This window comes from Crossiella sp. SN42 (assembly GCF_023897065.1).
Taxonomy (GTDB): Bacteria; Actinomycetota; Actinomycetes; order Mycobacteriales; family Pseudonocardiaceae; genus Crossiella.
The window spans coordinates 15027-38415 of record NZ_JAMHIV010000010.1 but is presented as its reverse complement, the minus strand read 5'-3'; the positions used below and the strand labels follow the sequence as shown (position 1 = coordinate 38415).

The 23389-nt window shown below is 73.6% G+C and carries 21 protein-coding genes; 9 read left to right on the top strand and 12 right to left on the bottom strand.

From position 1 onward, the window contains the following. The first annotated feature begins 138 nt into the window (after window positions 1-138). The 3 genes from M8C13_RS44490 to M8C13_RS13610 are packed head-to-tail and all read left to right on the top strand — an operon-like array spanning window position 139 to window position 3944. Window positions 139-270 carry a hypothetical protein gene (locus tag M8C13_RS44490; protein WP_256509016.1) on the top strand — a complete coding sequence of 44 codons (132 nt, stop codon included), beginning with the start codon at window positions 139-141 and terminating at the stop codon, window positions 268-270. After that, window positions 251-1699, top strand: coding sequence for a hypothetical protein (locus M8C13_RS13615; RefSeq protein WP_252480920.1), 1449 nt, complete (start codon window positions 251-253; stop codon window positions 1697-1699). The genes M8C13_RS44490 and M8C13_RS13615 overlap by 20 nt, the downstream gene beginning before the upstream one ends. Continuing rightward, window positions 1692-3944: a tetratricopeptide repeat protein gene (locus M8C13_RS13610; RefSeq protein WP_252480919.1), complete on the top strand. Its 2253-nt coding sequence runs from the start codon at window positions 1692-1694 to the stop codon at window positions 3942-3944. Before M8C13_RS13615 ends, M8C13_RS13610 begins: the two co-directional genes overlap by 8 nt. 21 nt (window positions 3945-3965) lie before the next feature. Here the strand turns inward: M8C13_RS13610 and M8C13_RS13605 are convergent, their stop codons facing one another. Next, the gene (locus M8C13_RS13605; RefSeq protein ID WP_252480918.1) at window positions 3966-4583 is read right to left on the bottom strand and encodes a hypothetical protein; all 618 of its coding nucleotides are present in this window, start codon (window positions 4581-4583) and stop codon (window positions 3966-3968) included. Window positions 4584-4759: 176 nt separating this feature from the next. On the opposite strand from M8C13_RS13605, the gene M8C13_RS13600 reads away from it, so the two are divergent. Further along, entirely contained in the window at window positions 4760-5986 is a 1227-nt protein-coding gene (locus M8C13_RS13600) for an FAD-dependent monooxygenase (RefSeq protein ID WP_252480917.1), read from the top strand. Here M8C13_RS13600 and M8C13_RS13595 read toward each other — a convergent pair. From M8C13_RS13595 to trpB, 6 genes are read right to left on the bottom strand one after another with little or no spacing between them, the layout of a single operon-like run. Continuing rightward, window positions 5932-7998 carry a glycosyltransferase gene (locus tag M8C13_RS13595; protein WP_252480916.1) on the bottom strand — a complete coding sequence of 689 codons (2067 nt, stop codon included), beginning with the start codon at window positions 7996-7998 and terminating at the stop codon, window positions 5932-5934. The two genes, M8C13_RS13600 and M8C13_RS13595, sit on opposite strands and share 55 nt — an antisense overlap. Continuing rightward, window positions 7995-8600 (bottom strand): DUF998 domain-containing protein, encoded by a 606-nt coding sequence (locus tag M8C13_RS13590; RefSeq protein WP_252480915.1) that lies wholly within the window; start codon window positions 8598-8600, stop codon window positions 7995-7997. Before M8C13_RS13590 ends, M8C13_RS13595 begins: the two co-directional genes overlap by 4 nt. Before the next feature lie 56 nt (window positions 8601-8656). After that, window positions 8657-10093, bottom strand: a complete 1437-nt coding sequence (locus M8C13_RS13585) for an ATP-binding protein (protein ID WP_252480914.1) — start codon at window positions 10091-10093, stop codon at window positions 8657-8659. Then, window positions 10090-10794, bottom strand: a complete 705-nt coding sequence (locus M8C13_RS13580; RefSeq protein WP_252480913.1) for a response regulator transcription factor — start codon at window positions 10792-10794, stop codon at window positions 10090-10092. The genes M8C13_RS13585 and M8C13_RS13580 overlap by 4 nt, the downstream gene beginning before the upstream one ends. Window positions 10795-10820: 26 nt before the next feature. Then, on the bottom strand, window positions 10821-11579 hold the full coding sequence (trpA, locus tag M8C13_RS13575; RefSeq protein WP_252480912.1) for a tryptophan synthase subunit alpha: 759 nt from the start codon (window positions 11577-11579) through the stop codon (window positions 10821-10823). Further along, entirely contained in the window at window positions 11573-12739 is a 1167-nt protein-coding gene (gene trpB, locus M8C13_RS13570; protein WP_252481079.1) for a tryptophan synthase subunit beta, read from the bottom strand. Before trpB ends, trpA begins: the two co-directional genes overlap by 7 nt. Before the next feature lie 63 nt (window positions 12740-12802). Between trpB and M8C13_RS13565 the strand changes: the two genes are divergently transcribed. Next, complete coding sequence (locus M8C13_RS13565; RefSeq protein WP_252480911.1) at window positions 12803-13597, top strand: GntR family transcriptional regulator; 795 nt, start codon at window positions 12803-12805, stop codon at window positions 13595-13597. A gap of 116 nt (window positions 13598-13713) precedes the next feature. Next, window positions 13714-14259: a LuxR C-terminal-related transcriptional regulator gene (locus M8C13_RS13560; RefSeq protein ID WP_252480910.1), complete on the top strand. Its 546-nt coding sequence runs from the start codon at window positions 13714-13716 to the stop codon at window positions 14257-14259. A gap of 15 nt (window positions 14260-14274) precedes the next feature. Here M8C13_RS13560 and M8C13_RS13555 read toward each other — a convergent pair whose 3' ends face one another. Next, window positions 14275-15195: a hypothetical protein gene (locus M8C13_RS13555; RefSeq protein ID WP_252480909.1), complete on the bottom strand. Its 921-nt coding sequence runs from the start codon at window positions 15193-15195 to the stop codon at window positions 14275-14277. A 138-nt stretch (window positions 15196-15333) separates the two neighbouring features. On the opposite strand from M8C13_RS13555, the gene M8C13_RS13550 reads away from it, so the two are divergent. Then, window positions 15334-15945 (top strand): MerR family transcriptional regulator, encoded by a 612-nt coding sequence (locus M8C13_RS13550; protein ID WP_252480908.1) that lies wholly within the window; start codon window positions 15334-15336, stop codon window positions 15943-15945. Here the strand turns inward: M8C13_RS13550 and M8C13_RS13545 are convergent. Continuing rightward, complete coding sequence (locus tag M8C13_RS13545; protein WP_252480907.1) at window positions 15863-16747, bottom strand: helix-turn-helix transcriptional regulator; 885 nt, start codon at window positions 16745-16747, stop codon at window positions 15863-15865. The genes M8C13_RS13550 and M8C13_RS13545 overlap by 83 nt on opposite strands. Before the next feature lie 104 nt (window positions 16748-16851). Here M8C13_RS13545 and M8C13_RS13540 point away from each other — a divergent pair, with 104 nt between their 5' ends. After that, window positions 16852-17571, top strand: a complete 720-nt coding sequence (locus tag M8C13_RS13540; protein WP_252480906.1) for an SDR family oxidoreductase — start codon at window positions 16852-16854, stop codon at window positions 17569-17571. On the opposite strand, the gene M8C13_RS13535 is transcribed toward M8C13_RS13540, so the two are convergent. Next, entirely contained in the window at window positions 17568-18743 is a 1176-nt protein-coding gene (locus tag M8C13_RS13535; RefSeq protein WP_252480905.1) for an MFS transporter, read from the bottom strand. The two genes, M8C13_RS13540 and M8C13_RS13535, sit on opposite strands and share 4 nt — an antisense overlap. Before the next feature lie 50 nt (window positions 18744-18793). Here M8C13_RS13535 and M8C13_RS13530 point away from each other — a divergent pair, with 50 nt between their 5' ends. Then, window positions 18794-19702, top strand: a complete 909-nt coding sequence (locus M8C13_RS13530; RefSeq protein WP_252480904.1) for a phosphotransferase — start codon at window positions 18794-18796, stop codon at window positions 19700-19702. Here M8C13_RS13530 and M8C13_RS45410 read toward each other — a convergent pair. Continuing rightward, on the bottom strand, window positions 19699-21204 hold the full coding sequence (locus tag M8C13_RS45410) for a DUF4185 domain-containing protein (RefSeq protein WP_308202797.1): 1506 nt from the start codon (window positions 21202-21204) through the stop codon (window positions 19699-19701). The genes M8C13_RS13530 and M8C13_RS45410 overlap by 4 nt on opposite strands. A 91-nt stretch (window positions 21205-21295) precedes the next feature. After that, on the bottom strand, window positions 21296-23278 hold the full coding sequence (locus M8C13_RS13515) for an amino acid transporter (protein WP_252480903.1): 1983 nt from the start codon (window positions 23276-23278) through the stop codon (window positions 21296-21298). Window positions 23279-23389 lie beyond the last annotated feature (111 nt).

Here is a 23389-nt window from a genome sequence, read left to right as displayed (position 1 = left end):
CCCGGTCCCGGCGGTGTCGCAGTCCTGTCGCGACAGTCACGACCCGAGATCTGGGTCACGGGTTAGTCACTGTGCGTAACGCCTGGTGGCCGTCGCCCGACAGCCGGATGTCCCGCACCGACGTCGCTGAGGTGGGCGATGAGTCTGAGCGTCTGGTTGTCCCTGATCTCCCCTGCCGTGGCGGTGCTGGTCGCCGCCCAGCCCGACCCCTTCGCCGAAACCCTGGCCGCGGAGCTCTGGGAGGGCGCCCATGTCGAACCCCGGGACTGACCGCAGGCTCCGGTTGTGCGTGGTGCAGCTGGACGGGCTGCCGCACGCGCGCACCCCGGAAAGCCTGTGGCTGCCCGCCGAACCGTTGTACGAGGCCGAGCAGGGACCGGGTGAGCTGTCCGCGGCGCAGCTGTTCAGCAGTGCGCAACCCGCGGTCTACGACGGCATCCAGGAGCTGTCCACCACCGCGACCAGGGCCTGCCTGGTCGAGCTGATGGCCTTCCTGGACCGGCAGTCCGCCGACGTGGTGGTCTTCCCCGAGTACCTGGTGCCGCTGGGCTGCCTGGACACCCTGCGCGAGTTCTCCGCGGGCCGGGTCGTGGTGGCGGGGCTGGGTTTTGTGCGCAACACCGCCGAGGCCGCCGACCTGGCCGCGCTGGCCGGCGCGGGCTGGAGCGACGAACAACTGGTGCACCGCAACGTCTCCGTGCTCATCCACGACGGCACCGTGCACCTGGTCACCAAGCTCTCCCTGGCCGACAGGGAGAACGCCACCGCGGGCCGGGGGGCGGAGGTGGTCGAGCTGACCCTGCGCGGGCGGCAGGTGCGGCTGGCGGTCGCGGTGGGCAAGGACTACCTGCTGTGGGAGAGCAACGCGACCGTGCCGCACACCGACATCGTGTGCGTGCCCGCCAACTCCCCCACCGTGCTGCCGTTCCTGCCGGACGCGCCCCGGGACCACGTGCGGCTGCTGGCCAACGCGGCCTGCCACGGCGGCTCGCAGATCATGGTGCCCGCGCTGGACGGCCCGTTGGTGAACCAGCTGGGTGTGGAGCCGATCGGCAAGGGCTTCCAGGCGGTGGTGCTGGTGGAGTACGACCGGTACCCGCGGCGGCCCACCACGCTGGACCGGCCGGAGAACAGCCTGGCGCTGCGCGCGCAGATCATCGGCGGGGCCGAGGAAGCGGAGCTGGCGGTGCTCGCCGAACTGGCCGCGACCACGCCGGGGAAGACCCTGCGGGCGCAGGTGGCCGAGCTGCGCGCCCGGCTGACCGGCGACGGCCCGCTGGCCCAGGCCCTGGACGCCTACGACAGCTACCTGGCCCAGGGCTTCGACCCGGACAAGGAGCTGCACGACCTGCTGTGCACGCACGTGGCGGTCACCGGCGGCGGCCAGGCCGCCATCCGCGGCAGCCAGGCCCGCTACATCGTGCGGATGCTGCGCGAGCTCGACGGCGAGGGCGGCCGGTTCGGCGCGGCCCGCGATGCCTACCAGCGGCTGGTCGAGCGGTTCTGCGGCCAGGAGCCCGCCGGGCCGGTCGTGGTGCCGCCGCCCGCGCCGCAGCGACCCAGCCTGCTCCGCTACACCCGCTCCACCGCGCGGGACGGCACCCGTTCGGAGAGCTGGGAGTTCCACGATCCCGCGCCGGCGCGGGAGTTCCTGCTCAACCCGCCGCCCGAGATCGACCGAGGAGCCAGCGATGAGTGATCCGGCCGAACAGGAGTCCCGGCTGGCCGCCAGGGTGCGGGAGCTGCGGCAGTGCGCGGAAACCGATCCGGTCCAGGCGCGGGCCGCGCTGGCCGTGGCGCTGCTGCGGCTGGGCGGCCACCAGGCCCGCACCGGGTCCAGGGTGGCCGCGCTGACCGCGGTGCGCGAGGCGGCCCGGCTGGCCCTCGCCCTCTCGGAGTCCACTGTGGACGATCCAGCGCACGCGGTGGCCTGGCTGTCGCTGCTGAGCAACTCGCTGCAGGTCGAGTACGAGGTGACCCGCGAGCTGGCGGTGCTTGACCGGGCCATCGACACGCTGACCAGGGTGGTCGGCCTGCTCGGCGCGCGGGACCGCGACCTCAGCGGGCAGCTGTCCAACCTGGGCAACGCGTTGCGGCAGCGGCACGAGCACACCTTCGACGAGCGGGACCTGCGAGCCGCGGTGCGCCGCCAGCGCCAGGCCCTGCGCGCGGCCCCCGACGACGACCGGGACCGCTCCGCGCTGCTGGCCAACCTGGGCGCCGCGCTGCGGCTGCACTACGAGCGCACCGGCGACCTGGACTCCCTGGACGAGGCGATCGCGGTGCTGCGCCAGGCAGGCGCGGCCGCCTCGCCGGAGCACCCCGGCCGGTTGCGGCGGATGTCCAACCTGGGCGCGGCGCTGCGCGCCCGGCACAGCAGGCTGGCCGATCCGGCGGACCTGACCGAGGCCGAGGAGATCCTGCGCCGGGCCGCCGAGGGCACCCGGCTGGACTCCGACGACGCGCTGGCGGTGCTGTCCAACCTGGCCAACGTGTTGCAGGACCAGGCGGACGCGCTGCGGGACGGCGGGAAGCTCAGCGAGGCGGCCGAGGTGTTCCGCCGGGTGGCCCACCGGCGGTGCGTGCTGCTCGGCCCGGAACACCCGGACACCCTGGCCAGCCGCAACAACCTGGCCAATGTGCTGGCCCAGCAGGAAAAGCTCGCCGAGGCCGAGCACACCTACACCCGGCTGCTCGCCGACCTGCCCAGGGTGCTCGGCGCGGACCACCCGGACACCCTGGCCAGCCGCAACAACCTGGCCAACGTGCTGGCCCAGCGGGGAAAGGCGGCCGAGGCGGAGGCCGCCTACACCGAGCTGCTGGCCGACCAGGTCCGGGTGCTCGGCGCGGACCATCCGGACACTGTGGACAGTCGCAGCAACCTGGCCGTGGTGCTGACCCAGCAGGGCAAACTGGTCCAGGCGCGGGCGACCTACCAGGAGGTGCTGCACGCGCAGCTGCGGGTGCGCGGCGAGGACCACCCGGACACCCAGCGCACCAAGGCGCTGCTGTCCGGACTGGCCGACATGCTGAGCAGCCGGGTCAGCGTGGTGCTGCCGAGGGTGATGCTGGCGGTGCACTTGACGTCCACTGTGGACAGTTCTGGGCACGAGCGGATCACGTTGTGGCACCGGATGTACGAGGCGCTGAAGAAGGCGGTGACCCGCAGCCACATCCCGTGGGCGGACTGCGCCACGGAGAGCTGCGGCGACGGGGTGCTGCTGTTGCTGCCGCCGCAGGTCTCCAGAGAGCAGCTGGTGGCGATGGCGCCGGACAACCTGTCCACCGAGCTGCGCGCGGTCAACGCCACCCTGCCGCCGGTGGAGCGGGTGCGGCTGCGGGTGGCCATGCACGCCGGTCCGGTGCGGGTGGACGACCGGGGCGTGACCAGCCCGGCCGTGCGGCACGCCTTCGGCATGGCCGACACCCCGGCCCTGCACGAGACCCTGCGCACCGACCGCGCCGACCTGGCCCTGATCATCTCCGACACGCTCTACCAGAGCACCACCCGCATCCCCGGCGCGCTGTTCCGCCCGGCCAGGGTCCCGGTGGGCGACGCCGACCTGCTGGCCTGGATCCTGCACCGCCCACGGCAGCCGACCGCGGGCGGGCCGAGCACCGGACCAGCGGTGTCCACTGTGGACCACCACGTGCTGGCGCTGGCCACCGACGCGCTGCTGGCGGTGCCGCTGTGCCGGTTCCCGTACAGCCGCCAGCGCCTGCTGGACTCCCTGGACCCGGCGATCAGCTCCTCGGTGCACCGCGACACCCGCGCCAGGCAGGAGGTGCAGAACATCCTGCGCACCTGCCTGGCGCACGAGGACGGCCTGGCCCAGCTGCTGGCCGCGGTGCGCAGGCTGGAGCACACCACGCTGCCGGTGCGGCACCTGACCAGCACGCTGGCCCGGCTGTTCACCGACCGGGGCAAGCCGCGCCCGAGCTGAGGCCGGGCGCGGCCGGGGGTGTCACTGGCAGCGCAGGCGCGCCGGGTAGTACTTGCTTGCGCCTGCCCGCATCGCGCCGACCACCGAACCGTCCTCGAGCAGCGCGTTCTGGGTGTCCGCCCGGTACTGCCACGGCAGTTCCGAGACCAGCGCGCCGTCCTGCCACAGCCGGGCCTGACCGGCCCCGTTGCCCGCGGTCAGCACCCGCCCGGCGCCGTCGATCGCGCGCGGCTCCTCGTTGATCCGCTGCCGCACCGCGCCGTCCACACCCCAGACCACGGTGCTGCTGAGCCCGAGGTGCCCGGCCACCCGGCCCGCGTGCAGCTGCACGGCCAGCATGCCGCCGGTCGGCTCCGGCGGCAGCAGCTCCTGGAAGCGGCCGTCGGGGTGGCGCAGCTGGATGGTGGCGCGGCCCCCGGTGTAGAGGGTGAAGGCGATCCGGCCCTCGTCGTCGAGGTACGGGTCGGCGACCTCGCCCGGCACCGGCGGGGCGAGCACCTCGTGCGCCGCGCCGCCCGCCGGCCAGCGGACGAGCTGCCCCTTGACCGCGGCGACCACGTCACCGGCGGCGTTGACCGAGTGCGGCCGCGCGTAGTCCGCGCCCGGCGGCGTCTCCAGGCGCTGGAACTCCCCGGGCAAGGCAGAGCGCGGTCACGCGCATGAATCCCCCAGTTGATCCAGCCGTTGTCGGTGGTCGGCGTACCCGCCAGACCACGCGGAGACCGTACTCGAGGCAACCGACAGTGCGTCGCACCGATGAGTTTCGCGCGGCTCGGTGGTCAGTACGGCTGGACTGGAAGAACAGGGAGGCAATGATGAGCGTCGTGAGCGGTCCCAGGGTGCTGGTGGCGGGGGCGAGCATCGCGGGACCCGCGCTGGCCCACTGGCTGCGCAGGCGGGGGGCCGAGGTCACCGTGGTGGAGCGGGCTCCCGGGCTGCGTCCGGGCGGGCAGGCGGTGGACGCGCGCGGGGTCGCCAGGGAGGTCATCGCGCGCATGGGGCTGGACGTGGCGGTGCGCGCGGCGTGCACCGACACCGCCGGCGCGCACCACGTGGACGCGGACGGGCAGGTGCTGGAGACCTTCCGGGCCGAGGACGACGGTGGCGACGGGTTCATCGCGGACATCGAGATCCTGCGCGGGGACCTGTCCCGGGTGCTCTACGAGGACACCCGCGACGGCGTGGAGTACGTCTACGGCGACCGGATCGCCGGGCTCGAACAGGACGCGGACGGGGTCGACGTGGTCTTCGCGGGCGGCGACCGGCGGCGCTTCGACCTGGTGGTCGGGGCCGACGGGCCGTACTCGGGGCTGCGGGAGCTGGTCTTCGGGCCGCACCAGCGGTTCCTCCGCCACCTCGGGCATGTGCTGGCCTTCTTCAGCGTGCCCAACGAGTTCGGGCTGGACCGCTGGCTGCTCGAGCACCAGGACCAGGAGTCCGGGCGCTCCGTCCTGCTGCGCCCCATCCAGGACGCCACCCGGGCGATGGCCATGTGCTACTTCGCCGCGCCCGGCGTCGAGGTCGACCACCGTGACGTCGCGGCCCAGAAAGCCCTGCTGCGCGAGCGGATGGCGGGCCTGGGCTGGTTGACCCCGGACATCCTCGCGCACCTGGACGACACCCCGGACTTCTACCTCGACCAGGTCGCCCAGGTGGTGCTGGACCGCTGGTCGAGCGGCCGGGTGGGGCTGCTCGGGGACGCCGCGTTCTGCTCCTCGCCGCTGTCCGGGCAGGGCACCGGGCTGGCCCTGGTCGGCGCCTACCTGCTGGCCGGTGAGCTGGCCGCGGCCGGCTGGGACCCTGAGGCCGGGTTCGCCCGCTACGAGGCGCGGATGCGCCCGTTCGTCGAGGCCAACCAGGAGATCGGCCGGTTGAACGCCCGCACCCGCGACCTCCCCGGGCCGGAGGCCGGACCGCTCCCCGACTTCACCGGCGAATGGTTCGCCGAGCTGCTCGGCCGCGCGATCAACGGCGTCGAGCTGCCCGATTACGCGGGAATGCCGGAGAACACCGGTGCGGGCACGGTGACCAGCTCGGTGTAGACGCCCTCGAAGGCCGCCAGGGTCGCGGTCAGCGCGTGCCGGGCGATCAGCCGCGTGCTGGCCGCGCCCAGCCGCGCCCGCAGCTCCGGATCGGCGGCCAGCGCGGCCAGGTGCGCGGCGAGGGCGTCCAGGTCGCCCGGCGGGTAGAGGAACCCGTTGTCGCCGGGGCGCACCAGGTGCGGCAGGGCCATCGCGTCGGCGGCCACCACCGGCAGTCCGGCGGACATGGCCTCCATGGTGGCCAGGCTCTGCAACTCCGCGGTGCCGGGCATGCAGAAGACGTCGGCGCGGCGGTAGGCCCGCACCAGGTCGGCGTCGGAGACCACGCCGTGGAAGCGCACCCGGCCGGTCACGCCCAGCTCGGCGGCCAGCTTCTCCAGGCGGGCCCGGCAGGAGCCGTCGCCGACCAGCTCGGCGCGCAGGCCGGGCACCCGGGCCAGGGCACGCAGCAGCTCGGGCACGTTCTTCTCCGCGTCCAGGCGGCCCACGAACAACACCGCGCAACCGTCCAAAGTGGACTTCACCGGACGCGGGGCGGCGTAGTGGTCGATGTCGATGCCGCAGGAGATCGCGCGGGCCTGGCCGGGCAGGTGGTTGGCGTGTAACAGCTCCACCGCGCGCGGAGTGGGCGCGGTGACCACGGCGGCCTCCTGGTAGACCCGGACCAGGTCCCGCCAAGCGAGCCCGGCCAGGCCGCGGCGCAGCGCGGCGGGGATCTTGACGTAGCCGAACAGGTTCTCCGGCATGAAGTGGTTGGTGGCCACGGCCGGGATGTTCCGGGCGGTGGCCGCGCGCAGCACGGCGCGGCCGACCGGGAAGTGCGACTGCACGTGCACGAGGTCGGGGTCCAGCCCGGCCAGCAGGTCCGGCACCGCGCGGCTGGCCTGCCAGGGCAGGCTGATCCGGAAGTCCGGGTGGAACGGGGTGCGCCGCGCGGGCAGGTGGTGCAGGGTGATCCCGCCCGCGCGCACGGTGCCCGCCTTGCCGCCGGGCGCGGGGCAGATCACGTGCACCTCATGGCCGCGGGCGGCCAGGCCGTGCGCGAGGCGACCGGCGAAGTTGGCCGCGCCGTTGACATCGGGCGGGAAGGTGTCCGCGCCCAGCACGATCCGCAGTCCGGATCCGGTGTGCGCACGGCGTCGCGGCATCGCTGGCTCCTCGGTGAGCTCTCGTTGGTCCGGCACGGATTTCGCCAGCACCACCACGCCGCCCACGGCCAGCAGCGCGAGCGCGGCCTGCCCCAGGGCGGTGGCGGGGGTGAGGTAGGCGGCCTCGCCGTAGAACAGCAGGCCGGTGCTGACCGCGGTGAGCGGGTCCAGCACGGTGACCGCGCCGACCACCACCGCGGTCGGCCCCGCGGCGTAGGCCTGGTGCATCACCCAGCCACCGAAGGCCAGCAGCAGCCCGGCTTCCGCGGCGATGAGCAGCCCGCCGAGCTGCGGCTGGGCGGTGAACAGCTGGCCGGTGGCGGACTTGGTCAGCACCGAGCCGAGTCCAAAAAGGACAGCGGCGGAGGCGGCCAGCACCGCGCACCTGGCCCGGCCACCGGCCCGCAAGCCGAGGGCGGCCACGGCCACCGCGGCCAAAGCGGCCAGGTGCACCGCGCCCGGCACCGCCACCGAGGTGGCCACCGCGGGCGAGACGGCGAGCGCGACGAAGCCGAACACCCCGGCGCACACCGCGAGCACGGCCAGCCGCACCGGCCGCGCGACCGGCCTGCGCCGGGCGCGGGCGGTGAGCAGCACGGTCAGCACCAGGCTGAGCACGCCGAGTGGCTGCACGATCACCATGGGCGCCAGGGACAGCGCGAGCACGTGCAGGCCACTGCCGAGCACCGCGAAGCCGGTGCCGGTGAGCCAGCCGCGGGAGCGGACCGTGCTGCCCAGGCCGCGCAGGGTGAGCGCGCCGCCGTGGTCGTGCGCGCGCACCGCGGCGTGCTGGCGGGCGACCGCGGCGGCGAACAGGCAGGCCGCCAGCAGGGCCAGCGCGATGGCCAGCGGGATGGTGTTCACCGGGACGCGCTCCGCATCAGCGGGGCCAGTGCGAGCAGCAGCAGCACGTGCGCCACCAGCGCGACCCGCTGCAACAGGCCCTGCGGCAGCACCGGGAACAGTTGCGCCAGGCCAAAACTGGCCGCGGTGAGCAGGCTGGCCACCGCCGCCCAGCGCACCCGGCGCAACGCGAGCACCCGCCGTCCGGTGGTGCTGAGCACGTGCGCGATGCGCAGCGCGGCCACCGGCAGGCAGCTCATGAACACCGCGCCGCCGAAGCGGTGCAGCTCACCGGACACAGTGGACACCGTGCTGCTCACGTTGCCCGGAAAGGCCGCCACCGAAAGAAGTCCACCCGCCCAAAGTCCAAAAAGGACAGAAGCGGGCCGGTCTTGCGGCAACCGGCTAACGATCAGCCCGCCGCCGATGAGGATGCACAGCACCGCGGCCAGGAACAGCGGCGCGGCGTGGAAGAGGTAGTCGCTGACCGGGTCCCACAGCGGGTCGACCTGGACGGTGTAGGCGAAGCCCAGGTAGCCGATCAGCAGGCCGGCCACGCCGAGCAGCACGAAGGCCACCGGGGGCGGCGCCGGTCGGATGGTCGCCCTGCTGGTCGTGGTCACGTCCGCGAGCGTTCGCGACGATCATGAAAGGACGATGAGAGATCGCCCCGGGTTCGTTAAGAGTCGGCGACCGGCAGGGTGATGGACACCAGCGCGCCGCCCCGCTCGCCGCGCCCGGCCGCCACCTGGCCGCCGTGCAGGGTGGCGATCTGGTCCACGATGGCCAGGCCGAGGCCGGAGCCGGGCCGGGCGCGGGCCTCCTCGGCCCGGTAGAACCGCTGGAAGACGTGCGGCAGGTCGGCCTCCGGGATGCCCGGCCCCTCGTCCTGCACCGCGATCCGCACCCGGTCGCCGAGCCCGGTCATGGTCACCGTGACCAGCCCGCCGGGCGGGCTCCACTTGGCCGCGTTGTCCAGCAGGTTCAGCACCGCGCGTTGCAGCGCCCTCGGCCTGCCCAGGACGTTGGCGTGCCGCAGCTCGGCCTGGAAGCGCAGGTTGGCCGCCCTCGGCCGGACCCGGTCCACCGCGGCCTCGACCACCTCGGCCAGGTCCAGCCGGTGCGGCTCCTCGGCGGAGCGGTCGGTCTTGGCCAGCTCGACCAGCTCGCCGACCAGCGTGGTCAGCTCCCCGGCCTGGGTCTCCAGGTCGGCGAGCAGCCGGTCCCGGTCCTCGGCGGGCAGCACCCTGGCCGGGTCGGTCTGCCGCCCGGCGTGCACCAGCAGCTCGATGTTGTTGCGCAGACTGGTCAGCGGGGTGCGCAGCTCGTGCCCGGCGTCCTCGACCAGACGGCGCTGGGCGTCCCTGGAGACCGCCAGCGCGACCAGCATCGCGTTGAACGCCTCGGCCAGCCGGGCGATCTCCCCCGAGCCCTGCACCGAGATGCCCTGGTCCAGGTCCTGGGTGCGGGCCACCCGCTCGGCGCCCGCGGTGAGCGTCTCCACCGGCCGCAGCGCGGTGCGCGCCACCACCAGCCCGACCCCGGCGGCCACCGCGACCCCGGCCAGGCACACCAGGATGTGCCAGAAACCCAGGTCTCCCAAGGTTTCCTGGAGTCCGTGGATGTCCTTGCCGACCTGCACCGCGCCGCCGCCGGGCCGGGACACGGTGAGCATCCGGTAGCGCTCGTCGTCGAGCTCGCGGTCCTCGCTGAAGTCTGGGGCGGCCCCGGTGGCGACCTTGACCGCGGCCGGGCTCAGCGGCACCGTCCGGTCCCGGCCGTCGATCCGCGCGGAGCCGTCGGCGTCGAGGAACTGCACGAACATGTCCCCGCGCTCGGGCCGGAACCGCCGGTCGCCGTCCCGGTCCGGCCGGTCGGCGTCGTAGAGCCGCTCCAGGGCATCCGCCGGCGAGGCGGCGCTGGCGGCGAGCTGGGCGTAGGAGCGCAGCTGCTGGTCGAAGTTGAGGTCCAGCTTGGCCTTCACCAGCAGCCAGGAGCCCAGCGACACCGCGGCCACCGCCACCGCCACCGCCCCGGCGACCAGCACGATCAGCCGCCCGCGCAGCGAGAGCTCCTGCCACCGCCAGGCGTCCAGGCGGGCCCGCAGGCGTTTCACAGCGGTTCCTCGCGCAGCACGTAGCCGACCCCGCGCACGGTGTGCAGCAGCCGCGGCTCGCCCCCGGCCTCCAGCTTGCGGCGCAGGTAGCCGACGTAGACGTCCAGCCCGTTGGAGGCCGCGCCGAAGTCGAAGCCCCAGACCTGCTCGAAGACCAGGGTCCGGGTGAGCACCAGCCGGGGGTGCCGCAGGAAGGTCTCCAGGATGGCGAACTCGGTGCGGGTCAGCCGCAGCTGCCGCCCGTTCCGGCTCACCTCCCTGGTCCCCGGGTCCAGCCGCAGGTCGGCGAAGACCAGGGTCTCCCCCGCGCTCGGCGGCGGCGCGTCCGGCCCCGCGCCCTGCCCGGCCCGGCGCAGCATGGCCCGCACCCTGGCCAGCAGCTCCTGCAACGCGAACGGCTTGACCAGGTAGTCGTCGGCGCCCGCGTCCAGCCCGGCCACCCGGTCGGCGACCTCGTCCCGCGCGGTGAGCATCAGCACCGGCACGAAGTTGCCCTCGGCGCGCAGCTCCCGGCAGGTGTCCAGTCCGTTGCGCACCGGCATCATCACGTCCAGGAGCACGCCGTCGAACTTCTCCGCGCGGATCCGCGCCAGCGCCTCGGCCCCGTCGGCGGCCAGCGAGACGGTGTAGCCCTCGAAGCGCAGTGTCCGGGACAGCGAGTCCCGCACGGCCTCCTCGTCGTCCACGATCAGCAGGTGCACGCCCCGAGCGTAGCGGCGGAGCTCGGTCAGTCGGCCGGGGCGAGCTGGTCCAGCGCCGTCCGGAACCCGCCCAGCCGGTCGGCCAGCTCCGCGCCGGTGCCGCCGTCCAGAAGCAGGCGGACCAGCGCGGAGCCGACCGCCACGCCATCGGCCTCGGCGCAGACCGCGGCCGCGAGCTCCGGGGTGCCGATGCCGAAGCCGGCCACCACCGGGAGGGTGGCGTGCCCGCGGATCCGGGCCACGGTCTCGGTGGCGACCGCGGCCAGCTCGGCGCGCACGCCGGTGGTGCGCATGGCGGTCATCGCGTAGACGAAGCCCCTGGCGGCGGCGCAGATCTCGGCCAGGCGCTCCTCCGGGCAGGCCGGGGCGGCGATCGGCACCACGCTGACCCCGGCCCGCTCGGCGGCCGCGCGGAAGGCTGCGCTCTCCTCCAGTGGCAGGTCGGAGACGATGACGCCGCTGATGCCTGCCGCGGCCAGCCGGGCCGGGAAGTCGGGCAGGCCCAGTGCCACGTTGGCGTAGGTCATCGCGACCAGCGGCACGCCGATGTCCACTGTGGACAGTTCGGCGAGCACGGTCTCCGGGGTGGCGCCCCGGGCCAGTGCCGCGGCGGCGGCCTCCTGCACCACCGGGCCGTCGACCATCGGGTCGGAGAACGGCAGGCCGATCTCGATGGCGTCGGCGCCCGCGGCGGCCAGCGCGCGCAGGTGGTCCAGCCAGTCCGGGGTCATCCCGCCCATGAGGTAGGGGATCAGCAGCTTGCGTCCACTGTGGAGGGTCAGCATGAGAGGTTCTCCCTGATCTGGTGGACGTCCTTGTCGCCGCGCCCGGAGAGGGTCAGCAGCACGGTGGAACCCGTTGGCAGCTCTGGAGTGCCGGCCGCGCGCTGGATCCAGGCCAGCGCGTGCGCGGACTCCAGCGCGGGCAGGATGCCCTCGGTGGCGGCCAGCGCGCGGACCGCGGCCAGCGCCTCGGCGTCGGTGACCGTGGGGTAGCGGGCCCGGCCCTGCGCGGCCAGGTGCATGTGCTCGGGGCCGACGCCCGGGTAGTCCAGGCCCGCGGAGATGGAGTGCGCCTCGGCGATCTGCACGCCGTCCTGGAGGAAGTGCGAGCGGAAGCCGTGCAGGATGCCGGGCGTGCCGCCGCTGACCCCGGCCCCGCCCGCGGCCTCCACGCCGATCAGCTCGGCGGTGGTGTCGACGAACCCGGCGAAGGTGCCCGCGGCGTTGGACCCGCCGCCGACACAGGCCACCACCACATCCGGCAGGCCACTGGGCAGCAGTTCGGCGGCCTGGGCGCGGGCCTCCTCGCCGATCACCCGCTGGAACTCGCGCACCAGGTAGGGGTACGGGTGCGGGCCGAGCACCGAGCCGAGGCAGTAGTGCGCGGTCTCGGTCTCGCTGACCCAGGCGCGCAGCGCGGCGTTGGTGGCCTCCTTCAGCGTGCCCGCGGTGCCGGGCACCCCGGCCGGCACCACCTCGGCGCCCAGCAGCTCCATCCGGAAGACGTTGAGCTCCTGCCGCCGCATGTCGGTGTGTCCCATGTGGACGGTGCAGGCCAGGCCGAGCAGCGCGGCCGCGGTGGCGGTGGCCACCCCGTGCGAGCCTGCGCCGGTCTCCGCGATCAGCTTGGTGCGGCCCATCCGCTTGGCCAGCAGCGCCTGGCCCAGCACATTGTTGATCTTGTGTGAGCCGGTGTGCGCCAGGTCCTCGCGCTTGAGCAGCAGCCGGATGCCCAGCCGCTCGCCCAGCCGCACGCACTCGGTCAGCGGGGTCGGCCTGCCGACGTAGGTGGCCAGCAGGCGGTGGTACTCGGCGACGAAGGCCGGGTCGTGCCAGGCGTCCAGGAACGCCGCCTCCACCTCCCGGCAGGCCGGGACCAGCGCTTCCGGCAGGAACCGCCCACCGAAGTCGCCGAAGCGACCGGTGGCGTCGGGCTGCCCCATCAGCTTGTCAGTCGTCACAGTTATAGAACTCTAGCACTCTAGTGCGTGGATTACACTCCCCCCGTGACCGAGCGGACCACCGGCTATGACCACCGGGTGCCGAAATACCTGGCCATCTACCGTGCGCTAGCCGCGGAAATCACCGACGGCACGCACCAGCCAGGGGCCGCGCTGCCCCCGCAGCGCCAGCTCGCCGACCGCTTCGCGGTCACCCTGATGACCGTCCGGCAGGCCCTGCGCGCGCTCCAGGACGACGGCCTGGTCGAGGCCAGGCCCGGCACCGGCACCTTCGTCCGCCAGCCCGGTTTCGCCTATCACCTGGCCGGGCTGCGCAGCCTGTCCGAGGAGCTGACCGCCCAGGGCCTGGAGCTGCGCACGAGGGTGCTGGCCACCGAGCTGGTGACCGCGCCGGAGGAGGTGTCCGCGCGCCTGGGTCTGGCCCCTGGCGAGCGGGTGCTGGCCGTGGAGCGGCTGCGCAGCGCCAGCCCCGAGCCGGACGCACCGGTGGTGCCGCTGCTGTTGCAGACCTCCTACCTGGCCGAACGGTGGGGCGAGCGGCTGGCGGTGGACGAGCTGCGCGAGCACTCCCTCTACCGGCTGCTCGGCCGGGCGGGCCGTCCCGTGGTCAGCGCGCAGGAGCGGTTGCAGGCGGTCGCGCTGACCGCGCGCGAGGCCGAGCTGCTCGACCGACCGGCCGGCAGCCCGGCCTTGCTGAGCCGCCGCCTCAGCCGGGACGCGGCGGGCGAACCCCTGGTCGACGACCGGGCAATCATGGTCGGCGACGGCACCGTGGTGGTGGCCGACCGCGCCGCCACCGACGTCAGTCTCACCTACCGCACCCAGAACTCACCTGGGTAACCCGGGCGAGCACCACTCGTTGGAGTGGCTCTGTCCCGTTCCACGCACACAGCGTCGACTCCTGCGGTATCGATGACCGGGTGAACACGCTGGGGGTCAGCGATACCACTCGTCTCATGGAACTGGCGGGGTCGACCGTGTTGCTGGTCGGCGAACCGTCGTTACGCCGCACCATGGCGCCGCGCCTGACCGACCTTCGGGTCGCCTCGGTGCACCAGGCCGCCTCCGAGGCCGCCGCGCTGGAGTTCGCCGCGCTGGCCGGACCGTGCGCGCTGGCCGTGGTCGAGCTCGCCGGGCCGGGCGCCGAGGGCGTCCGGCTGGTGCGCGAGCTGAAGTCCCGCGGCTGGCCGCAGGTGCTGGTGGTGGTCTCGGTCGAGGAACCGTGGGCGGTGGCCGCGGCTTACCAGGCGGGCGCGCAGGGCTACCTGCTACGCCCCGGCCGCACGCCACCGGTGCCGGACCCGGTGTGGGAGCTGTCCAACCGGGAGATCGACGTGCTGCGCCTGGTCGCCGACGGCCACTCCAACAAGGAGATCGCGGCCGAGCTGGGCCTGTCCGCGCGCACCGTGGACACCCACCTGTGGCGTATCGGCAGGCGACTGGGCTCGGGTGACCGCGCACTGCTGGTCACCCTGGCCCTGCGGGCCGGCATCATCACCTGACCCGGCCGCCGCGCCTCAGCCGAGCGGAACCGGTTCGGCCACCGGGTCCGGGGTCCGGCGCAGGATGCGGCCGGCCAGCAGCCCGGTCGCCAGGACCAGCGCGCCGAGAGCCAGCAGGGTCCAGGCATCCGGCGCGGCGATGGACTGACCGCGCAGCGCCTGCCAGGTCACCAGCCCGAGAAGCCCCGCGTAGACCCCGGTGCCCAGCAGCACCAGCCGGGCGCGGACGCCGGGATCGGCCAGCCGCGGCCTGCGCGCGGCGGCACCGGTCAGCAGCAGGGCGAGCAGCGGCAGGGCCTGCATGGCGTGGATGCCGATGAAGTGCGGGATGCGCAGGTCGCCGCCGGTCAGGCTCCACCCGGTCAGCGGCATGCCAGGGCCGCCGTCGGGCACGCCCACGCTGTGCGCGCCACGCATCTCCACCGGCAGGTTCTGCTGCAACGCGTGCAGCTGGTCGGGGGTCGGCCCGGTCATCAGGAAGGCCAGGCCGATGCCGATCGAGCCGAGCACGATGCCGCCGCGGATCGCCCAGGCCATCGGCCGGTCCGGCAGCCGGTCGCGCAGCAGCACCACGCCCTGGGCCATGTTCAGCACCCAGACCACCGTGATCATGGCCCCCATCAGCTGGAACAGCCCGTCGTCGAACGGGGTGGCCTGGTTGAAGTGGCTGGCCTGGCCGCGGATGACCTGGAGGACGATGAGCACCACTTCCAGGGTGGTCAGCACCGCGATGGCGGTGGCGGTCCACCAGGTCCAGCGGCGGGGGACGCGCTGCAGGGAGAGCAGCCAGGCCCAGGTGGGCAGGTAGAGCAGCAGGGACACCGAGAACTTGAGCGGTTTGGCCCAGATCGGCTGGCCGCCCAGCAGCCGGTCGTCGAAGACCAGACCGGCCAGCGAGGCCAGCGTGCTGACCGCCATCAGGGCGGTGGCCAGCATCAACGGTCGATGCCATTGGCGGGCTAAGGGCAGGGCGGTGCGGAACATTCGGACCTCCAGGCGAGAACTACTGTCTCTGTGACCGCGCGCTATCGATACACTAGCTATCGATAGCCGAAGTATCAACCAGGAGGCTGCGTGCGCATCGGCGACCTCAGCAGGCAGACCGGGATCCCGGTGCCGACGATCAAGTACTACCAACGCGAAGGACTGCTGCCCTACGGCGAGCGGGCCGGGTACAACCAGGTGCACTACGCCGAGGAACACCTGCGGCGGCTGCGGCTGGTGCGCGCGCTGGTGGAGCTGGGCCGGCTGCCGATCGCCACCGCCAAGCAGGTGCTGAGCGCGGTGGACGACCCGGAGAACGACCTGTTCAACGCGCTGGGCCAGGTGCACTACGCGGTCACCGAACGGCCGGGCGAGATCCCGCCGGCGACCGGGCCGGTGGAGGAGCTGCTGGCGCGCCTTGGCTGGCAGGTCAGCGAGAACAACCCGTCCAGGGTCGCGCTGGCCGGGCTGCTGGGCACGCTGACCGAGCTGGGCCACACCGAGCTGCTGAGCAGCCTGACCGACTACGCCGAGCTGGCCGGCCGGCTGGCCGCGCTGGACGTGGGTTTCCTGGACCACCGGGGCAGCCAGGACGAGGTGCTGGAGTCCGCGGTGGTGATCACCCTGCTGGGCGATGTGCTGGTGTCGCTGCTGCGGCGGATGGCGCAGGAGAGCCACTCGGCGCGGTTCCGGGACTCGTGAGCCCGGTCCGGCGCAGCGCGGCCTCGGTGGGCGAGCCGGGTTCGGCGGTGTAGGCGTAGAGGGTCTGGTCCGGGTCGTCGGGCAGGATCAGCGCGGCGAAGTGCAGGGTGAGCTCGCCCAGCCCGGGCAGCCGGTAGACCTTGTCGCCGTGGGTGTAGGCGAGCACGTCGTGCGCGGCCCACCAGCGCCGGAAGTCCGCGTCCAGCGACGACATCTCCTCGACCAGCTCGGCGAGCAGCTCGTCACCCGGCCAGCAGCCGCCGTAGCGGCGCAGCGCGCCCACCGTGGCGCGCGCGGCGCCGGTCCAGTCGCCGATCCGCTCGCGGGCGGCCGGATCGGTGAACACGTGCCGGACCAGGTTGCGCTCACCGGCCGGGCGTTCGGCGAAGTCGGTGTAGAGCAGCGCGCCCAGCGGGTTGATGGCCAGCACGTCGAGCCGGTGGCCGAGGATCATCGCCGGTCCGGTCAGCGCGCCGAGCACCCGCGCCAGGGCCGGGTTGACCCGCTGCGCCGGTTGCGGACGGCCACTGCGGCAGCGGACCAGGTCGTAGAGCTGGGCGCGTTCGGTGCGGTCCAGCCGCAGCGCGCGGGCCACCGCGTCCAGCACCTCGGTGGAGATGTTCGGGTTGCGGCCCTGTTCCAGGCGGACGTAGTAGTCCACGCTCATCCCGGCCAGCCAGGCGACCTCCTCCCGGCGCAGCCCCGGCACCCGGCGCGTGCCCAGGTGCGGCGGCAGTCCGGCCTCGGCCGGGCTGAGCCGGGCGCGGCGGGTGCGCAGGAACTCACGGAGTTCGGCGGACATACCCGGCAGTCTAGGTGGATCACCGCAGGTCGTCGGTAGGTCTGCCAGACCCAGGGACGAACTCGCCCACGCGCGTGCCCGGCGCGCGGTGCTGTGCTGGGGCCATGTCCAAGCCACTCATCGTGATCACCGGCGCCAGCTCCGGCATCGGCGCGGCCACCGCCCGCCTGCTCTCCGCGCACGGCCACCCGCTGCTGCTGCTCGCCCGTCGCCTCGACCGCCTCACCGCGCTGGGCCTGCCGGAGACGCTGTGCCGCCAGGCCGACGTCACCGACCCGGCCGCGGTCGCCGAGGCCGTCCGGGAGGCGGAGGCGCTGCACGGCCCGGTGGACGCGATCGTCAACAACGCCGGGGTGATGCTGCTCGGCAAGCTGGCCGACCAGCCCGCGGCCGAGTGGGAGCGGATGTTCGAGGTCAACGTCACGGGCCTGCTCGGCGCCATCCGCGCGGTGCTGCCCGGCATGGTCGAGCGCGGCCGCGGCACCATCGTCAACCTCGGCTCGGTGGCCGGCCGCAAGACCTTCCCCGACCACACCGCCTACGTGGGCACCAAGTTCGCGGTGCACGCGATGTCGGAGAACCTGCGCGAGGAGCTCGCCCCGCACGGGGTCCGGGTGGTCACCATCGCGCCGGGCGCGGTGGACACCGAGCTGCTCTCGCACACCAGCAGCGAGTCGATCAAGGCGGGCTACCGGGAGTTCACCAAGGCCAGCGGCATGCTGGCGCCGGAGTCGGTGGCCGAGGCGATTCTCTATGCCTACCAACAACCCCAGGGCGTCAACATCCGCGAGATCGTGCTCGCCGCCACCGGCCAGCAGCCCTAGTCACGGGGCAGCAGCAGCCAGGCCAGCAGCGCGCCCAGCGCCGCGGCGAGCCCGGCCACCGTGCAGGCCAGCGCGGGCGAGACCGCGGTGAGGACACCGCCGAGGGCCGAGCCGACCGGGTGGCCGATGAGGTTGAGGCTGATCGAGACCGCCAGCACCCGGCCCAGCCAGGCCGGGTCGCTGCGGCGCTGGCGCAGGGTGAGCAGGCCGACGTTGACCGGGCCCGCGGCGAAGCCGAGCAGCAGCAGGCCGGTGACCAGGCCGGGGGTGCCGCCGTAGGCCATCAGCGGGGCGGCGGCCAGCGCGGAGGCCAGGATGCCCGCGGCGATGGCCAGGCGTTCCCGGCCCGCGGTGAGGCGGTGGCCGGCGAGCAGGGCGCCCAGGATGCCGGTGACGCCGGCCAGGCCCCAGAGCAGGCCGGCGGTGTCCGGGGCGAGCACCGGCACCGCGACGGTGAGCACGCCCCAGGCCAGCTGGTAGGGCGCGTAGCAGAGGATGAGGTTGCGCAGCAACGGGTTGGTCAGCACGTAGCGGACCCCGGCCCAGGCCGAGGCGAGCAGCCCGCTGGTGGTGGCGACCGGTTCGGCCCGGCCCGCGTCGGCGGGCAGGGTGAGCAGCAGCAGGAAGGCCGCCGCGTACAGCCCGGCGATCACGGTCAGGGTGAGCTGGCCACCGGCCACCGCGAACAGGCCACCTGCCAGCACCGGGCCGGCGACCTCGACCAGGTTGTAGGCGCCGGAGTCCAGCGCGTTCGCCCGCTCCAGCGCGGTGTCCGGGACCAGGCGGGGCATCAGGGTGCGGATCCCGGCCAGGCCCAGCGGGGAGGTCAGCGAGAACAGCAGGGCCAGCAGCACCAGCGGCAGCGCGTCGTCAGGGCCGGTGGCCACCGCGGCGATCGCGCCGATCAGCAGCGCGCTGGCCAGCTGGTCGGCGCCGATGGCGCGCACCGAGCCGAAGCAGTCCAGCACCGCCCCGGCCAGCGGGCTGAGCAGCACGCCGGGCGCCCAGGCCGCGAACAGCACAAAACCGGCCAGCACCGGCGAACTTGACACTGCCAAGATGTGCAGGACCAGCGCCAGCGAGAGCATCTCCCCCGCCAGCCTGGACAGCAGCGCGGAGGCCAGCAGCCGCCCGACGTGCGGCAGCGCGAGCACCTGGCGGTAGCCGGACATGCCGATCATGCTGCCGGAAATCCGGTGGACGCCCGAAGGGTTTTCCCGGTGTGATCACCGTCGTGCACAGCGAACCCGTGACCATCGACGCCGCACTGGTGCGCGGGCTCATCGCCGCGCAGTTCCCGCACTGGGCCGATCTGCCGGTCACCCCGGTGCCCGCGCCCGGGGTGGACAACGCGACCCTGCGGCTGGGCGCGGACCTGCTGGTGCGACTGCCCCGCTTCGACCGCTGGGTGGGCCAGGTGCACCGCGAACAGCGCTGGCTGCCGGTGCTCGCCCCGCACCTGCCGCTGCCCGTGCCGCAACCCCTCGCCCAGGGTGAGCCGACCGCGGACTACCCGTTCCCGTGGTCGGTCTACCGCTGGCTGGACGGCGAGACCCTGTCGCACTCCGCGCTGGACCGGCACCAGGCCGCCCGCGACCTGGCCGGGTTTCTCCTTGCCCTGCAACGGATCGACGCCACCGACGGGCCGCCGCCGGAGTGGAGCAACGGCTTCCGCGGCTGCGCGGTGGCCGATCCGCGCGATTCCCCCATCACCGCCGAGCGCCTGCGCGCCAGGATCGGGGCCCTGCGCGGGCTGGCCGACACCGCCGCGCTCACCCGGGTCTGGCAAGACGGGCTGGACGCCCCGGTGTGGGACCGGCCGCCGGTGTGGGTGCACGGCGACCCGGACCCGCGCAACCTGCTCGCCAAGGACGGCAGGCTGTCCGCGGTGATCGACTTCGGCACGCTGGCCGTCGGCGACCCCGCGGTGGACCTGATCCCGGCCTGGTCGTTCCTGGACGCCGACTCCCGCGTCACCTTCCGCGCCGCGCTGGGCGTGGATGAGGCGACCTGGGCCCGCGGCCGGGTCTGGGGCCTGTCCGCCGTGCTGCCGGACCCGGACGAGCTGGCCCCCGGCCACCCGGACGCCGCCGAGACCCGCCGTCGGCTGGAGGAGCTGATCGCCGGTTAGACCGGTTCCAGCAGCACGTCGTCCAGCTGCACCCAGGTGTCCTTGCCGTCCAGGGCCCACGCGCCGCCGAAGACCTCGAGCTCGCTGGTGTCGGCGGTGAACTCCACGGTCAGCTTCGTGTACTCGCCGAGGTGGCCGAACTTGCGCTCGGCCAGCACGCCCGCGGCCCGCCGGACGCCGAAGTAGCCGTCGGTGTTGGTCGCCGAGGTGCGCACCCAGCCGGAGAGCCGGTACCGCTGCCCCGGCCGCACCGCCAGCTGCTGGGTGACCGCGTTCCACCCGCTGCTCTCCCGCACCCACGCGTTGTTCGCCCCGGTGTGCGCCAGGCCCTTGCCGTAGTCGATGCCGCCCTTGCCGGTGACCGCCCACGGACCGGTGCCCGCGTTCACCGGACGGTCCTCAAAACCGCCGTCGGACAACAGGTTCGGCTCCGGCAGCGACTGGTCGAGACGCAGCCGCATCAGCTTCACGTGGTAGGGGTTCCACTGGGACATGGCGAAGTAGATCTGATTGCTGTGCGCGCTGTCCGGGTGCAGGTACGCGCCGTAGAGCGCGGGGAAGTCGGTGCCGCGCACCACCACCCGGCCGCCGGTCCACGGGCCGGTGGGCGCGGGCGCGGTGCGCAGCACGATCGCCGCCCTGCTCTCGTCCAGGGTCAGCGCGACCCAGCGCCGCAGCACCGTGTTGTACTGCACCGACAACTCGCCGACCTGGCCGCCGAAGACCGGCACCGCGCCGTCAGCGTCGCGCTGCCAGCCCGAGGCGGTCCAGTACTCGTAGGCGCCCAGTTCCAGGATCCGCTGCTCCGGCACCCTGGCCAGGTGCGCCGCGCCGAACCGGCCCTGCGGGGTGCCGAAGAGGTAGACGTAGCCGCCGTCCTTGACGAAGGCGCCCAGCTGGAAGCGGGCCGCGCCACCGGAGTTGGGCCAGCGCAGCGCCGGGTCCTTGACCCAGGTGCGGCCGCCGTCGTCGGAGTAGGCCAGCCCGGCGTAGTTCGTGGTCCACGGGTTCCAGCCGCGGATGGACATGTAGTGCACGACATCGCGGGTGCCCACGCTGACCCCGGCGGTCGGGATCACGGTGACCTCGGCGACCGAGGGGTCGCGGTGCAGCAGCTCGGCGGCGTGCCCCGGCCGGTCGGTGACCATCGAGTCGATGCGCAGGCCGTCGGCCAGGTTGGTGTCGGTGGCGTGGGCCAGCACGTTGAACCGCCAGTCCGCGGTCTCCGGCCCGGCCCCGTTGCCGCCCCACCCCGCGCCGTAGGTGTCACCGAACATGATCGCGGTGCGACCCTGGCCATCCCGCCACATGATGCCCAGATCGGTGGCGTGCACGGCGAAGCGGTCCCGGGTCTGGTTGACATCACCGGCACCCTGACCGGCCAGCAGCGCGACCGGCTCGGCCCGGGTCAGCGCCGGTGCGGCCGCTGCCGGGACGATGCCGGACACGGCGAGCACAACTCCGGACAGCAGTGCCGCGCCGAGGCGGCGGTTCATCCCCATGGGCCACATCCTCGGCGTGGCAAGGCTTGTCCGGCAAGGGTCCGACGTCGGGCGGCCGCGTGCCGGACTCAGTCCCCCGGCTGAGTCGCGCTCAGCCGCCGACGTGGATGACCGGCCGCCGCCCGGCGTCCTGCTCAGCGGTGCGCAGGATCTCGCGCACCACCGGCGGGGTGTCGCCGCGACCCAGGATCAGGTAGCGGAACAGGTGACCCAGCGGACTGCCCTCGCTCCACTCGAAGTGGCAGTGCGGCAGCACGCCGGTGGCATCACGCAGCGCGAGCAGGATCGCCGCGATCGCGTTCGGCGCGGCCGGGCTGTCCACCCGCAGCACCCGGTGGCCGTCGATGTCCACCCCGCGCACCCGCAGCACGTCGCTGAAGTCCGAGGGGTCCACCACGTCGATCTCCAGGAAGATCACATCGGCGGCGCCGGGCAGCGGGTTGAGGCCGCGCTGTTCGAGCTCCTTGGCCGAGTACTCGGCGTCGTCGCCGCCCTGGCGCCGGTTGGCGATGATGTTGAGCTGGCCGTCGTGGGCGATCGAGTCGGCGACGAACTCCCTGGCCCGCTCGTCGAACTCGATGTGCTCCACCCGCAGCTCGGTGGTCCGCGACACCCGGGAGACCAGCGAGACCACGATGATCCCGGCGATGAACAGGCCGGAGATGGCGATGCCGTCCGGCTTGTCGATCACGTTCTCCGCCAGGGCGTAGAGCAGCACCAGGGTGAGCACGGTGAACCCGGCCGCGGCCCGCTTCTGCCGGTGCCGCCAGGCCGAGATGGCCACCGCGACCGCGCCGGAGACCATCATGGCCAGGATCCCGGTGGCGTAGGCGCCCGCCTGCTTGTTGACATCGGCGTTGAACGCGATGGTGATCACGATGCTGATCGCGGTGTAGACCAGCACCACCGGCCGCACCGCGCGGCCCCACTCCGGCGCCATGCCGTAGGCGGGCAGGTAGCGCGGCACGATGTTGATCAGGCCGGCCATCGCCGAGGCGCCGGCGAACCACAGGATCAGGATGCTGCTGATGTCGTAGGCGGTGCCGAAGAGCTCCCCCAGCTCCTGGTGCGCCAGGTAGGCCATGGCGCGGCCGTTGGCCGGGCCGCCGGGCTTGAACGCCTCGTGCGGGATGAGCACGGTGGTGATCAGGCTGGTGGCCACCAGGTACACCGACATGATCAGCGCGGCTGCGGTGAGCAGCTTGCGGGTGTTGCGGATCCGGTCGGCCAGCCGCGCCCGCTCGTCCTTGCCGTCCGCGGCCACCAGCGGCATCATGCTGACCCCGGTCTCGAACCCGGAGAGCCCCAGCACCAGCGAGGGGAAGGCGATCAGCGCCGGGCCGATGATCCCGCCGAAGCCGCCCGCGCCGGAGGTCAGCGCGTCGAACCAGCGGTCCAGCACCTCGGGGTGGGTGAACACGTCGTACAGGCCAGCCACGCAGACGATCGCGTTGAGCAGCAGGAACACCCCGACCAGCGGGATGGCCACGCCGACGGCCTCGCTGAAGCCGAGCAGGAAGACGAAGCCGAGGATCAGCAGCAGCCCGATGGTGATCGGCACCGCCAGGCCGTGCAGGGCCTCGGTGAGGTAGGGGTTCTCCAGCACGTGCACGGTGGCATCGGCGGAGGACAGCGTGATGGTGACGATCCAGGAGGTCACCACAAAACCGAGCAGCACCAGCACGAAGATCTTGCCGCGCCAGAACGGCAGCAGGTCCTCCAGCATGGCCACCGAGCCCTGGCCGTGCGGGCTCTCCTTGGCCACCCGCCGGTACATCGGCAGCATGCCGAGCAGGGTGAGCGCGACGATCACCAGCGTGGCCAGCGGGGACAGCCAGCCCGCGGAGAGCACCGCGATGCCGGGCAGGTAGGACAGCGTGGAGAAGTAGTCCACACCGGTCAGGCACATGACCTTCCACCAGGCCTGCGGCTTGGCGTGCGCCGCGTCGGACTCCGGGCCCACCGGCGCGACCCGGTTGGCCAGCAGCCAGCGGGTCACCTTGCCGCGGGGGTGCTGGGGCCGCACCGGGCTGTCCATCCGGGCCGGGACCGTGACCCGTTCGGCGCCGCTCATCCGCTCGTCTCCTCCACGTCCACGCGCCGGTGTGCGCGCCGTGACCTTGCCAGCAAAGCCGCAGGCCCGCACCACCGGGCCGAGGATTGGGGGATTTGTCGGCAATATCCG